General features: G+C 46.6%; 12 protein-coding genes and 1 pseudogene. 1 reads left to right on the forward strand and 12 read right to left on the reverse strand.

The features are described from left to right. Positions 1-43 precede the first annotated feature (43 nt). Positions 44-1,294: a lytic transglycosylase domain-containing protein gene (locus tag C2755_RS07515; protein WP_215320553.1), complete on the forward strand. Its 1,251-nt coding sequence runs from the start codon at positions 44-46 to the stop codon at positions 1,292-1,294. Here the strand turns inward: C2755_RS07515 and cysM are convergent. The 12 genes and pseudogenes from cysM to hisC all read right to left on the reverse strand — a co-directional run bounded on the left by cysM (position 1,291) and on the right by hisC (position 13,581). Next, a complete protein-coding gene (cysM, locus tag C2755_RS07520; RefSeq protein ID WP_215320555.1) occupies positions 1,291-2,202 on the reverse strand; it encodes a cysteine synthase CysM in 912 nt (303 codons plus the stop codon). The two genes, C2755_RS07515 and cysM, sit on opposite strands and share 4 nt — an antisense overlap. A 41-nt stretch (positions 2,203-2,243) precedes the next feature. Beyond that, positions 2,244-2,672 carry a helix-hairpin-helix domain-containing protein gene (locus C2755_RS07525; RefSeq protein WP_251368451.1) on the reverse strand — a complete coding sequence of 143 codons (429 nt, stop codon included), beginning with the start codon at positions 2,670-2,672 and terminating at the stop codon, positions 2,244-2,246. Between the two features lie 89 nt (positions 2,673-2,761). Next, a complete protein-coding gene (gene rfaD / locus C2755_RS07530; RefSeq protein ID WP_215320557.1) occupies positions 2,762-3,781 on the reverse strand; it encodes an ADP-glyceromanno-heptose 6-epimerase in 1,020 nt (339 codons plus the stop codon). Further along, positions 3,778-4,707 carry a D-glycero-beta-D-manno-heptose-7-phosphate kinase gene (gene rfaE1, locus C2755_RS07535; protein ID WP_215320559.1) on the reverse strand — a complete coding sequence of 310 codons (930 nt, stop codon included), beginning with the start codon at positions 4,705-4,707 and terminating at the stop codon, positions 3,778-3,780. Before rfaE1 ends, rfaD begins: the two co-directional genes overlap by 4 nt. A gap of 11 nt (positions 4,708-4,718) precedes the next feature. Beyond that, entirely contained in the window at positions 4,719-6,083 is a 1,365-nt protein-coding gene (locus C2755_RS07540) for a UDP-glucose/GDP-mannose dehydrogenase family protein (RefSeq protein WP_215320561.1), read from the reverse strand. Between the two features lie 15 nt (positions 6,084-6,098). Continuing rightward, on the reverse strand, positions 6,099-7,310 hold the full coding sequence (gene lapB / locus C2755_RS07545) for a lipopolysaccharide assembly protein LapB (RefSeq protein WP_215320563.1): 1,212 nt from the start codon (positions 7,308-7,310) through the stop codon (positions 6,099-6,101). 66 nt (positions 7,311-7,376) lie between these two features. After that, positions 7,377-7,715: pseudogene (locus tag C2755_RS07550) on the reverse strand (integration host factor subunit beta); the annotation flags it as partial. 52 nt (positions 7,716-7,767) lie between these two features. Continuing rightward, positions 7,768-9,441, reverse strand: a complete 1,674-nt coding sequence (gene rpsA / locus C2755_RS07555; RefSeq protein WP_068324328.1) for a 30S ribosomal protein S1 — start codon at positions 9,439-9,441, stop codon at positions 7,768-7,770. Positions 9,442-9,576: 135 nt separating this feature from the next. Continuing rightward, on the reverse strand, positions 9,577-10,239 hold the full coding sequence (cmk, locus tag C2755_RS07560; RefSeq protein WP_215320565.1) for a (d)CMP kinase: 663 nt from the start codon (positions 10,237-10,239) through the stop codon (positions 9,577-9,579). Between the two features lie 14 nt (positions 10,240-10,253). Continuing rightward, positions 10,254-11,582: a 3-phosphoshikimate 1-carboxyvinyltransferase gene (gene aroA, locus C2755_RS07565; protein ID WP_215320566.1), complete on the reverse strand. Its 1,329-nt coding sequence runs from the start codon at positions 11,580-11,582 to the stop codon at positions 10,254-10,256. Further along, complete coding sequence (locus C2755_RS07570) at positions 11,582-12,463, reverse strand: prephenate dehydrogenase/arogenate dehydrogenase family protein (RefSeq protein ID WP_215320568.1); 882 nt, start codon at positions 12,461-12,463, stop codon at positions 11,582-11,584. The genes aroA and C2755_RS07570 overlap by 1 nt, the downstream gene beginning before the upstream one ends. Continuing rightward, positions 12,463-13,581 carry a histidinol-phosphate transaminase gene (gene hisC, locus C2755_RS07575; protein ID WP_215320570.1) on the reverse strand — a complete coding sequence of 373 codons (1,119 nt, stop codon included), beginning with the start codon at positions 13,579-13,581 and terminating at the stop codon, positions 12,463-12,465. The genes C2755_RS07570 and hisC overlap by 1 nt, the downstream gene beginning before the upstream one ends. Positions 13,582-13,585: the final 4 nt, after the last annotated feature.

A 13,585-nucleotide genomic window follows, 5' to 3' on the forward strand; every position in this document is an offset into this window, starting at 1 on the left:
CTAATTAAACGTGCTCAACATTCGAAAATCCAATACTTACTGCATGAACTTTCATGTCTCCTACTTACTGCTTGCTCTTGCGTTAGCAGGGTGCTCTAGCACCCCCACACAGCCAACCCAATCGCAACAGCCCATCGTAAACCAGACTGACGATGCCGCTACCGAGGCGCGTTTTAGCCAGAACCTCAACGAACTCCTTAACCAGGTCTCACAAAACCAAGAAATCCCACTCCCAGCCCTAGAAATGGGCTTCCTAGATGCTAAAACGGTTCCCTCAATTCGGAAATTGGTATTACCCCCATCGGGTACATTTAAGAAAAACTGGCTGGCTTATCGTAAACGCTTTATTGAGCCTGTACGCCTTAAGGCTGGCAGGGTCTTTTGGGATCAAAATCAAGCCTTTTTGAGTCAAGTTGAACAAGAGTCAGGGGTGCCAGCTGAGATTATTGTGGCCATTATTGGCATCGAAACCATCTATGGGCGCCAAACGGGCAATTTCAGAGTGAAAGACGTTCTGTCCACTCTCGCCTTTAGTTACCCAGATACCCCTAACAAACCTGCACGCGAACAGCTCTTCAAGGATCAACTCAAAGAACTCATCCTAATGTGCTGGACTGGGGCGGGTGGCAAGTTACCCTCCAAGAACAGCAGTCAAGGCATCAATAGCGCACGCTTTAATGCCTGTCTAAATCAGAATAGCTCTTATGCTGGCGCCATCGGCCTACCCCAGTTCATGCCCAGCAGTATTCGCAGCTTTGCAGTCGATGGTGACGGCGATGGCCAAATTGATTTAAAGCAAAGCCCTAAGGACGCTATTGCGAGTGTTGCCAACTTCATGAAAAAACATGGCTGGCAACCCGGTATGCCGATTTCATTTCCAGCTCAAGCTAATGGTATTGGTCAGGCGAAAGCATTGGCTGATGGTGAGCCGCAGCTGAAATATACGGTTCAAGAGCTCATTGAAAAAGGAATCTTGACTCAACAACAAGGCGATCTTCAAAGTGGTGGTGTAGAGCCACAAAGCAAAGCTTTCATCGTTGACCTACCGTATCCAGATAAAGATGGTGTAGACCAAGTGCAATATTTTGTTGGCTTAAATAATTTTCTGACGATAGTGCAATACAACCGCAGTTATTTCTATGCGCAAAGTGTTGCTGAGTTTGCCCAAGCCCTAGGATATAAAAACCAAAGTGTTGTGCCAGTAGAAAACCCAAGCAAAGCCAGTGGGCCAAAAGCAACTACTGAAAAGTCTAAATCCAAGAAATCCAACCCCAAGAAAAAAGCAAAGTCTTAGGCCGGAAAAACGCCGGTAGATAGGTAGCGGTCACCACGGTCGCAGACAATAAAGACGATCGTGGCATTTTCAACTTGACGGGCTATACGTAAAGCCACTACCAAAGCACCTCCAGCAGAAATGCCGCAGAAAATACCCTCTTGTGCTGCCAAGCGACGCGCCATCTCCTCTGCATCTGCTTGCGAAACATACTCAATTAAATCAACGCGATCACCTTGATAAATCTTAGGCAGATATGCCGGCGCCCACTTCCGAATGCCGGGAATTTGAGAGCCCTCTTCTGGTTGTGCGCCAATAATCTGAATCGCAGGATTCATGGACTTCAGATAAGTGGAGACTCCCGTGATGGTTCCAGTTGTTCCCATGGCGGATATAAAATGGGTAATCTGCCCATCAGTGTCTCGCCAAATTTCTGGCCCAGTAGTCTCTATATGTGCTCTAGGATTGTCAGGATTGGCAAATTGATCGAGCAATCTACCGCGTCCTTCTCTTTGTAGCTGCAAGGCGTAATCTCTGGCAAATTCCATACCGCCAGAGGCTGCAGTCAATATCAATTCGGCACCATAAGCCGCCATACTTTGACGACGTTCAATGCTTTGGTTTTCCGGCATGACTAAAATCATTTTGTAACCGAGCATGGCTGCGGTCATTGCTAAAGCAATACCTGTATTACCGCTAGTTGCCTCAATTAATGTATCGCCAGGTTTAATCTCACCGCGTTCTTGTGCGCGTGAAATCATCGACAGCGCAGGTCGGTCCTTCACCGACCCGGCTGGATTATTTCCTTCCAACTTACCCAAGATCACATTATTACGGTTGTCGTTTTCTAAACCAGGAATACGCTGCAAACGAACTAAGGGAGTATTGCCCACAGTCTGTGAAATAGTAAGGTAGGAAGGTTTGCTCATGAAGCCATTTTAGCCATAAGCCGCCTTACACACGGAAGGGTTTAATTTCTGCGACTTGCTCCCATACGCTCCTGCTGATTACGAGGACTAGCTTGATTACGCGAATGGCGTCGGCTAGAGGCCCCACCCTCTTTCTTGGTTCGACCATTCGGCTCCCGAAAAGAGCTGGGGGCTTCAATCGTTAAGCCGTTATCCACCATTTTTTCTACCGATTTCATGCCAATGCCACGAACCCGCTTCTGTAGGTCATTGGCATCTTGAAAATGGCCGCCATCCAAACGCTCAGCAATAATTGTTTTTGCTTTAGCTGGACCAATTCCCTTGATGCTCTCAAGCTCCGTTTGAGTGGCAGTATTGACATTAATGGGCGAGGCATATACCAACCCAGTATTTGAAGCCAATAAGGTGAAAGTTGCAGCCGCAGCTCGAACTAAATTCCAAAATTTATCTACATTTAAATTTCTTGTCATCTTCTCTCCGGTAGTGAATAAAAAAATCCACGAACACAAAGTGTGCGTGGATCGTTTACAACGAAGAGAAACTACTTCTGTTGACTGACTTACAAAGGGTTAGCCAAGAAACCAGAATTGGCTTCCAACCACTCAATATATCTTCCTACGCCCTGCTCAACATTTAAGAAGGGTTCCGTATAGCCAGCTGCTCTGAGCTTGGTGAGATCGGCTTGAGTAAAGCACTGGTACTTTCCTCTAAGCGCATCCGGAAATGGAATGTACTCAATGGCTTTTTCTTTAACTAATTCTTGAAGGGTTGCAGGCGCTGCTTTATCCAGCTTACGCATGGAGTTAGCGACCGCATGGGCTACATCATTAAACGGTTGCGCACGACCACTACCTAAGTTGAAGATGCCACTGATTTCTGGATGATCTAAGAAGAATAGATTTACTTTGACTACATCTTCAACTGATACAAAATCACGGCTTTGTTCACCAGGACCATAGCCACCGTACTCACCAAACAATTTCACATGACCCTTGGCTTTGTATTGGTGGTACTGATGAAAGGCAACCGAAGCCATACGGCCCTTATGTGACTCACGCGGACCATAGACATTGAAGTAACGAAAGCCAACAACCTGTGCTGTATTTGCCTTTTCTGCAAAACGCTTTCGCATCACTTGATCGAATAAAAACTTGGAGTAGCCATAAATATTAAGCGGCTTCTCGTGCTCACGGCTCTCTACAAATACATCTGAGCCACCATAGGTAGCCGCAGAAGAGGCATAAAGCAATTGAACCTTTTGCTCAGTACAAATATCTAACAGGTCCATGGTGTAGCGATAGTTGTTCGCCATCATGAAAATACCATCTGTTTCCATGGTGTCGGAGCAAGCTCCTTCATGAAACACGGCCCTCACCTTACCAAAACGACCACTTCTGAATACCTCTAGAAACTCGTCTTTATCAAGGTAATCAATAATGTCTAAATCAGCAAGATTGCGATACTTGTCTGCAGGACGAAGATCATCTACTGCAATGATATTTTTCTCGCCACGCACATTGAGCGCTTGAACAATATTGGCACCAATAAATCCAGCTGCTCCGGTTACGATAATAGTCACTGTAATTCCTCTGAAGTAACGGTTGCAGTTCCCAGCTTACCAACAACGATTCCACCTGCACGGTTTGCAAGCGCCATGGCTTTTTCTAAAGGCCACTTCGCAGCTAATGCCACAGCCAATGTTGCGATTACAGTATCACCAGCACCAGAAACATCAAACACCTCACGAGCTTGCGCTTTAACGTGACTCACACCGGATTCGGTATATAAGCTCATCCCATCCTCAGAGCGTGTTAGCAGCAAGGCTTGTAAGTCAAGGGACTTTCTAAGGTCCTGGGCTTTCTTAGTCAAGTCTTCTTCGCTCATCCACTGACCAACCACTTGACGCAATTCACTGCGGTTAGGCGTTAAAACAGTAGCGCCACGATACTTCTCATAATCCTCGCCCTTAGGGTCAACCAAGATCATTTTATTTTGTGCTCTAGCCTGTTCAATCATATGAGCCACTTGGCCCAATGCGCCTTTGCCGTAATCCGATAGTATTACTACGTCAGCAGCACCAACAAGTTTTTCAAAACGCTCTAATTTATGTGCAAGTGCTTTTTGACTAGGGGTTTCTTCGAAGTCCAGGCGAATTAACTGCTGCTGACGCGCAATGACGCGTAACTTCACAATCGTTGGAACATTGGTATCAATTTCTAGTTGACTATCGACACCGCCCGCTTTTAACAACTCAACCACACGTTTACCAGGCTCATCGTTACCAACGATACCCAAAATAGTTGCTTTGGCGTCGAGCGCAGCTACATTACGAGCTACGTTGGCAGCACCGCCTAGACGCTCATCAATCTTGCCTACCTGTACCACCGGCACAGGAGCTTCAGGAGAAATACGATTGGTGTCACCAAACCAGTAGCGATCTAACATGACATCGCCCACCACTAATAAGCGGGCTTTAGAGAACTGTTCTCGGTTTGCTTTTTCCATTTGCATCTACTTTAATTATGTCTACCAATACCGTGGTACTCAATACCTAATTCTTGCATAGAAGCTGGCTCATAGAGGTTACGGCCATCAAAGATGATGGCTCGCTTGAGTTTTTGCATCACTTGCTCAAAATCTGGGCTTCTAAAGGCCTTCCATTCCGTCACAATCACTAGAGCGTCAGCACCATCTAGAGCGCTCATGGGGTCATCGGTCATCGATACTTGGGCAAGGCCTGTTGGGTTGCCCTGAAAGTCTACATCCAGGCAATGCTTAGCTTCTGGCATGGATACGGGATCATGAGCTACTATGGTAGCCCCGCGTTTAACGAGTTCTTGAATAATCACACGACTAGGCGCTTCGCGCATATCGTCAGTATTGGGTTTAAAGGCTAAACCCCAGAGTGCAAACTTCATACCATTGAGGTCACTACCAAAGCGCTTTTCGATCTTTTCGACCAAGATGTACTTTTGCAGTTCATTGACGGCCTCTACGGCATCGAGGATCTTGAGATCTCGCCCATGCTCTTTAGCGGTTTTGGATAAGGCAGACACGTCCTTAGGGAAGCAGGAGCCGCCATAGCCGGTACCTGAATACAAAAAGCCATAACCAATACGAGAGTCCGAACCAATACCTTGGCGCACTGCTTCAATATCAGCGCCTACTAAGTCAGCCAAGTTGGCCAGCTCGTTCATAAAGGAAATGCGGGTAGCCAACATGGCATTAGCTGCGTATTTAGTGAGCTCAGCACTTTTAACATCCATGTAGTAGGTACGCTCATGGTGACGATTAAAGGGGGCGTAGAGCTTACGCATCTGTTCTTTGGCGTGCAATCCAGCTGGGGTATTTTCAGTACCGATCACAATGCGGTCGGGACGCATAAAGTCTTCTACTGCAGCACCTTCTTTGAGGAACTCAGGATTGGAGACTACAGAGCATAACTCAGGAGATAAATTTCTTTTTTCTAATTCTTCGGTAATCGCTGCACTTACTTTATCGGCAGTACCGACTGGCACAGTCGATTTATCGACAATCACTTTAGGGGTAGTCATGTGACGACCAATATTGCGCGCTGCTGCTACGACATATTGAAGATCAGCTGAGCCATCTTCATCTGGAGGTGTACCTACTGCGATAAATTGAATTTCACCATGAGCAACTGAGGCAGCAATATCAGTAGAGAACTGTAAACGACCTGCAGCGCGATTGCGCTCAATCATCTCTTTAAGACCAGGCTCATAAATAGGAACGCCGCCAGAGTTGAGAATCTCGATCTTTTTGGAATCGACATCGACACAAAAGACGTTATTACCCTGCTCAGCTAGGCATGCGCCAGTAACAAGGCCTACGTAACCACTACCGATGATGGTGACTTTCAATTTCTCTCCAAATCTTTACATGGAAGGGCCGCTAGGTGCCGCACCCTCACTCCGTCTCGGGGAGTATGCCTCCCAATGATTACAGCCAGGACATTGCCAATAAAATCTTCTCGCTCTAAATCCGCAATTACCACAAGTGTAGCGAGCTAGGCTGGTGGTGCGCTGACGCAAAAGATTCAGAATAGACTGTAATTCCAAGAGTCTTTCTGGGCTGGCACTACCCTCCTCCAATGCAAGGCGAGTTTCAGCCATCTTAGACAAAGCAATCAAAGTCGGCGAATGCTGCATGACATCAGATAACATCGCACTTGCTGTCTGTGGACCCCGAATTTTCATGAGGTGCTTATGCACAATATCGAGCAACTCACCAGTGGCTTGAGTTTTTAACAATTCACAGAGGCGATCTAAGCCCTCGCTCTCTTTATTAACCGCTGCGTGAGCAACCATCCAACGATCAGCCAACAAATGCATATAAGCAGGGTGAGAGCTGGCAATCAGACTCCAAGCCTCAATCGCTTGAGCAGGGCGATCCATTGCCATCAAATAATCGCCTTGCAAGATCAAAGCGCGTGCATGATTTGGGACAGCCTGTAGAGCACGGTGGATTGATTGCTCCGCCTCAACCAAGTCTTTGCGACGTAAAGCCTCTTGACCAAGCTCACAGTGAAATTGAGCAATTTCAGTATGATGCGATTTACCTTGCAGTCCTTCAAGTTCACTTGCAGCAATGATGGCTTTTTTCCAATCATGCTCAATTTGATACATCTCCAACAAGCTTTCTTTTGCAGGCTCGGCATACTTGCCATCACCTACGCGATTTAACGAGGCTTCGGCACGGTCAAGCAAACCTGCGCGCAAAAAGTCCCTACCTAACTCATAGGCAGCATGATCACGATCACGTGGTTTTAAATCATCGCGATTGGCTAAGTGTTGATGAATGCGAATAGCTCGCTCTGTTTCACCACGACGGCGAAATAAATTACCTAATGAGAAATGCAACTCAATAGTCTCTGGATCTAACTGGGCAATTTTGACCAAGGTTTCAATCGCTTGATCAGGTTGCTCATTGAGCAAAAGACTCAAACCTTTAAAGGTAGATCGCTGCTGACGCATGCGCTCACGCTCATCCATGCGGTTTTCAAGACGCAAGTCCCAGCGGGCCGCTAACCAACCGATGCCAAACATGACTGGCAGCAGCAATAACCAGGGAGTAGCTATCTGAATCATAGCGTGCAGAATTTAAATAAAAAAATGGCCCGAATGGACCACTGAGGTTGAGCCTGAATCTTAGGCACCAGAACCCTCTTTGGGGCCCGCCTGCTTCAACGGCTTGTAATCTACTCGCTCACGCAATTCTTTGCCAGGCTTAAAGTGCGGAACGCGTTTTTCTGGGATCAATACTTTCTCACCAGACTTTGGATTGCGGCCAGTGCGTGCAGGACGATGGTGAAGTACAAAACTTCCCACGCCGCGCAACTCGATACGCTTGCCCTCAGCCAAAGCATGAGTCATTGTGTCCAACAAAGTTTTTACCGCTAACTCCACGTCCCTAGGCAAAAGCTGCGGAAACTGTTCCGCGAGGCTCTCCACTAGTTCGGAGCGGGTGATTGCTTGTTGCTCTTGATCTGTCATGATCTATCAATAAAAAATCGCCGCCTTCCTAGTGGAAAGCGGCGATATTGATTTAGCCTTGATTGTCCAATTTTGCTTTTAACAAAGCGCCCAAATTGGTTGTGCCAGACTGCGCATCACCTTGGAGCTTGCTCATTGCATCTTGTTGATCAGAGCTGTCTTTTGCCTTAATTGAAAGATTGATAACACGTGACTTGCGATCAATATTAATGATCATTGCAGTAACGCTGTCGCCTTCTTTCAATACATTGCGTGCATCTTCAACGCGATCGGTTGAGATCTCAGAAGCACGTAAGTAAGCTTCAACTTCATCAGCCAAGTGAATTGTTGCACCCTTAGCATCAACAGCCTTCACAGTACCAGTAACGAGGCTACCCTTGTCGCTGACAGATGTGTAGTTGTTGAATGGGTCGCCAGACAATTGCTTAATACCGAGAGAGATACGCTCTTTCTCAACATCAATTGCCAATACAGTGGCTTCAACTTCATCACCTTTTTTGTATTTCTTAACAGCTTCTTCACCTGGCTCATTCCATGAAAGGTCTGAAAGGTGAACTAAACCGTCGATGCCGCCAGGCAAGCCAATGAACACACCAAAGTCAGTAATAGACTTGATTGCGCCAGTTAACTTATCGCCTTTTTGTTGGGCACGTGAGAACTCTTCCCATGGATTAGCTTTGCACTGCTTGATGCCCAAGCTGATACGACGCTTGTCTTCATCAATGTCCAGAACCATTACTTCAACTTCAGTTCCTAATGCAGTAGCTTTGCTTGGAGCAACGTTCTTGTTAGTCCAGTCCATTTCAGAAACGTGTACCAAACCTTCAATACCAGATTCGATTTCAACGAATGCGCCGTAATCAGTCAAGTTAGTTACTTTGCCGAATAAACGGGTGTTTGGTGGGTAACGACGAGCGATACCAACCCATGGATCATCACCAAGCTGTTTCACGCCGAGTGAAACACGGTTCTTTTCTTGATCAAACTTCAAAATCTTCGCGGTAACTTCTTGACCAACAGTCAACATCTCACTTGGGTGACGCACACGACGCCATGCCAAGTCAGTGATGTGCAAGAGGCCATCGATACCGCCCAGGTCAACGAACGCACCGTAATCGGTGATGTTCTTAACGAGGCCAGTAACTACTGCGCCTTCTTTAAGATTAGACATCAACTTAGCACGCTCTTCACCTTGGCTAGCTTCAACCACTGCACGACGTGACAACACTACGTTGTTACGCTTACGGTCAAGCTTGATAACCTTGAACTCCATCGTCTTACCTTCGTAAGGGCTGGTGTCTTTGATTGGACGTGTATCAACGAGTGATCCAGGCAAGAATGCGCGGATACCGTTAACCATTACAGTCAAGCCGCCTTTAACCTTACCAGTAACAGTACCGGTAACGATCTCCGCTTGCTCAAGCGCTTTTTCCAAGTTCATCCATGATGCCAAGCGTTTCGCTTTATCACGGGAAAGGATGGTGTCGCCATAGCCGTTCTCAAGAGCGTCAATAGCAACAGAAACGAAATCGCCAGGAGCTACTTCAATCTCGCCAGCGTCGTTATGGAATTCTTCAACAGGAATAAACGCTTCAGACTTTAAGCCAGCGTTAACAACGACGAAGTTATGGTCGATGCGAAGAACTTCAGCCGAAATAACTTGGCCGGTCTTCATATTCGATCGGGTTAATGATTCTTCAAATAATTCTGCAAATGATTCAGACATGTGTATTCACTTTGTGCCGCCAGAAGGCCTGACGGGTTAGGTTAAAAAAGTCTTCAAGAAACACGCTAATGAAAAGTCGCGTTGTGGAGTTTCTTAAGACACCAAAACTACTGCTTACAGCCAACTACATACGAACTAGGCGATTGTTGATTGATACCAATCCAAAACCGTCTTAACTGCTTGATCTATAGATAAATCTGATGTTTCAAGCACTTTCGCACCATCTGCAACTAACAAGGGTGCGGTACCTCGACTACTATCTCTGGCATCGCGCTCCTGCAAATCTTGCAGCAAGTCCTCAAGTTTAGCAGAAATTCCCTTAGCTATCAATTGCTTATAGCGACGTTCGGCTCTGGCAGCTGCCGTTGCAGTCAAGAAAACCTTCAAAACAGCGTCTGGGAATATGACACTTGCCATATCCCTGCCATCGGCTACCAGCCCAGGAGATTGGCGAAAACCGCGCTGCAGGCCCACTAAAGCAGATCTCACCTCAGGGTGGACGGCTAAAGCGGAGGCCCTTAATCCTATATTTTCAGTGCGAATAGCATCTGTGACATCCTCGCCATTCAGAAAAATCTGCCCATTTTTGAATGAAATCAATAATTTAGGGACTAAAAGTCCAAGTTCTGAGCCATTTTTAACGTCAATTCTCTGTTTTTCGCTGGCTAAAGCCACTAAGCGGTAGAGCGCGCCACTATCCAAATAATGAAAGCCCAGCTTTTCTGCAACGAGTGAGGCAATAGTACCTTTACCAGAGGCGGTAGGTCCGTCAATTGCGATGACTGGTGAAGGACTCATAAATAGGATTTGGTTTAGCTAACTACTTTCGCAAATTCTGCGAAATAGGTCGGGAAGGTTTTTGCTACGCAATTAGGATCATTGATCTTGAGCGCATTTGGGCCAAATGCAGCAAGTGAGAAACACATGGCCATACGATGGTCATCATAGGTATCAATACCTTCAATCGGAGACTTCCAGTCACTGGGTAATGCAGGAGCTTGCACAACAATGTAGTCAACACCTTCTTCAACGATTGCACCAACTTTTTTCAATTCTTTCGCCATTGCCGCAATGCGATCTGTTTCTTTAACGCGCCAGCTAGCAATATTATTTAAACGTGTTGGGCCTTCTGCAAACAATGCAGCCACAGCCAAGGTCATCGCTGCATCCGGAATTTCAGTGCAATCAATCGTGATGCCGTTGAGTTTGCCATTGGCATTTTTCACGCCAGACACTTCAATCCAATCTTCGCCTGCATTAATTTTTGCACCCATCAGCGCAAGCGCATCGGCAAATGCCACATCGCCTTGAATACTATCTTTGCCAACCCCTAATACCTTAACTGGGCCACCACCTATGGCGCCTAGAGCCAAAAAGTAGGAGGCAGAAGAAGCATCACCCTCTACGGATAACTGACCTGGACTTTTGTAAACCACATCAGAATGTTTTGCAGGAATAATGAATGACTGCTTATCAGGACAAGCAACCGTTACGCCAAAGCGCGCCATCAACTTCAAAGTGATATCGATATACGGGCGTGAGATGAGCTCACCAATCACTTCAATACGCACCGGCTCTATCGCAACCAGAGGCAAAGCCATGAGTAATGCAGTTAAGAATTGACTTGATACATCGCCGCGCACTTTAACGACATCTTTAATCTGAATCGCTGCTGCTGATATTTTGATCGGTGGATAACCTTCCGCTAATTCATAGTCGATCTTTGCGCCCACTTGACGTAAACCATCCACCAAATCCCGAATGGGTCTCTCATGCATACGCGCAACACCAGATAAGCGGTAATTGCCACCCTGCATTGCAAGTGCAGCAGTTAAAGGACGAATCGCAGTGCCAGCATTACCCATAAAGAGGTCTGCGTCCTGTACTGGAAACTTGCCACCACAACCCTCAACGACACATACCTTGTCGTCTTTGTCCGTCACAGATAAGCCGAGCTGACGCAAAGCATTACGCATTACCTGGGTATCGTCGGCATCCAATAAATTCTTAAGCGTAGTTGTGCCGGAAGAAAGGGCTGCAAGCAATAGCGCACGATTAGAGATGCTTTTGGAACCAGGCAACACAATCGAGCCTTGCGCTAGCTGAAATGGCCCAATACTAATATCTGGTAAACCGCTCATTAAAGGACGTCCAAGTCTTGACGTGCTTTGCTCGCCTTGTTGAATAATTTTTCCAAACCTGCGCCATCACCTTCAGCAACGAGTTTGCGCATGTGGTTGACGATCAATAGATATTGATCTAATTCCTTTAGGATGGCGGTGCGATTACCCAAGCAAATATCGCGCCACATCTCTGGGCTGGATGAAGCAATGCGTGTGAAATCTTTAAAACCAGCACCAACATGGCTCAACTTTTGCTCAGCATCTTCTGAGTTCACCACGCTAGCCATTAAGGCATATGACAGTAGATGTGGGAGATGAGAAACAGCAGCGTAAATCGCATCGTGCTGCACGACACCAATCTTTTTCACCTCAGAACCAACAGATTCCCAAAAGCCAGTGATCAAGGCGGTATCTTCAGGTGAGTTTTCCTGCAAAGGACAAATAATGGCTTGCTTGCCTTGAAATAAATCCGCTTTAGCAGCCGCAGCGCCATGCTGTGCACCTCCTGCAATCGGATGTGCTGGCACAAATTGACAAGCCTTCTTGCCCAATACTTCTTTAGCAGCCAGGATGACGTCACCCTTAGTGCTACCAGCATCAGTAATCATGGTGCGAGGCTCAAGATGCGGCTCCATCTCCTCAAAGGCAGCGCGCATTTGAGCTACCGGTACGCAAAGCACAATCACATCAGATTGTTTTGCTGCCTCAACCAAATCCACCACACCATCAATCGCACCCATCTTTTGCGCTTGCTCTAAATTTTCTTTACTGCGACCAACGCCTAAAACCTGAGTTACTACGCCAGCCCGCTTTAGCGCTAAACCCAAAGAGGCGCCAATCAAACCAACTCCAACGATGGTGACGGTACCGTAATTGCTTGCTGGATTAATGATGGTCATTAGGAAAGTATTTGTTTTAAAGCATCAATGAATGCTGCATTTTCTTCTGGCAAACCAATCGAGATGCGTAACCACTGTGGCAAACCATAGTTACCCACTGGACGAACGATGATGCCGCGCTTAAGTAATTCCAAATTAATACGAGTACCAGCTTGGTCATCATCACCCACTTTGACAAGAACAAAGTTGCCTGCAGAGGGCAGATAGCGTAAACCTAGTTCATCGAAAGCTTTGGTGAGCTGGGTATAGCCAGCGCGATTGAGCTCAAAACCTTGCTGCAAAAATTCTTTGTCCTGAAAGGCTGCAATAGCAGCAGCCTGAGCCAAACTATTTACATTAAACGGCTGACGAATTCGATTCAGAAGATCAGTTAAGTGGGGTTGTGCAACGCCATAACCAATGCGCAGACCGGCCAAGCCATAAGCCTTGGAGAAGCTGCGCGACAAAATCATATTAGGGAAGCGCTTTACCCAAGCAATTGCATCGTAGCGTTGCTCAGGCGTGAGGTACTCGTTATAGGCTTCATCAAGTACAACAACTACATTAGACGGAACTGCAACTAAAAAGTCTTCAATCTCTTTAGCCGTCAAATAGCTACCAGTAGGATTATTGGGGTTAGCCACAAACACCAACTTCGCCTTGTCGCCAGATGCTTTGATTGCCGCCAACATGGCTGGTAGGTCGTGGCCATAAATATCAGTAGCAGCCACTTCAATTGCCTTGGCGCCAACAGCCTGGGTAGCCAAAGGATAAACAGCAAAAGCGTGCCTTGAGAAGATCACCTCATCGCCTGCTTGTGCTACTGCACGTGCAGCCAATTCTAAAATATCGTTACTGCCATTACCCAAGGTGATCCAATCAGTTGGCACACCCAATCGATCAGCCAAAACATTCTTCAATTCAAAACCATTGGAATCTGGGTAGCGACCTAAATCACTCGCAGCCTTAAGCATGGCATCTTGGGCAGACTTAGGCATGCCCAATGGATTTTCATTAGAAGCCAGCTTCACAATTTTTCTTTCATCCAAACCATACTCGCGCGCAACTTCACTAATAGGTCGCCCACCAACATAAGGGGCAATTGCGTGAATATGTTTTAAGCCAATCTTGGGTGTCATGCGA

The organism is Polynucleobacter sp. MWH-S4W17 (genome assembly GCF_018687535.1).
Taxonomy (GTDB): domain Bacteria; phylum Pseudomonadota; class Gammaproteobacteria; order Burkholderiales; family Burkholderiaceae; genus Polynucleobacter.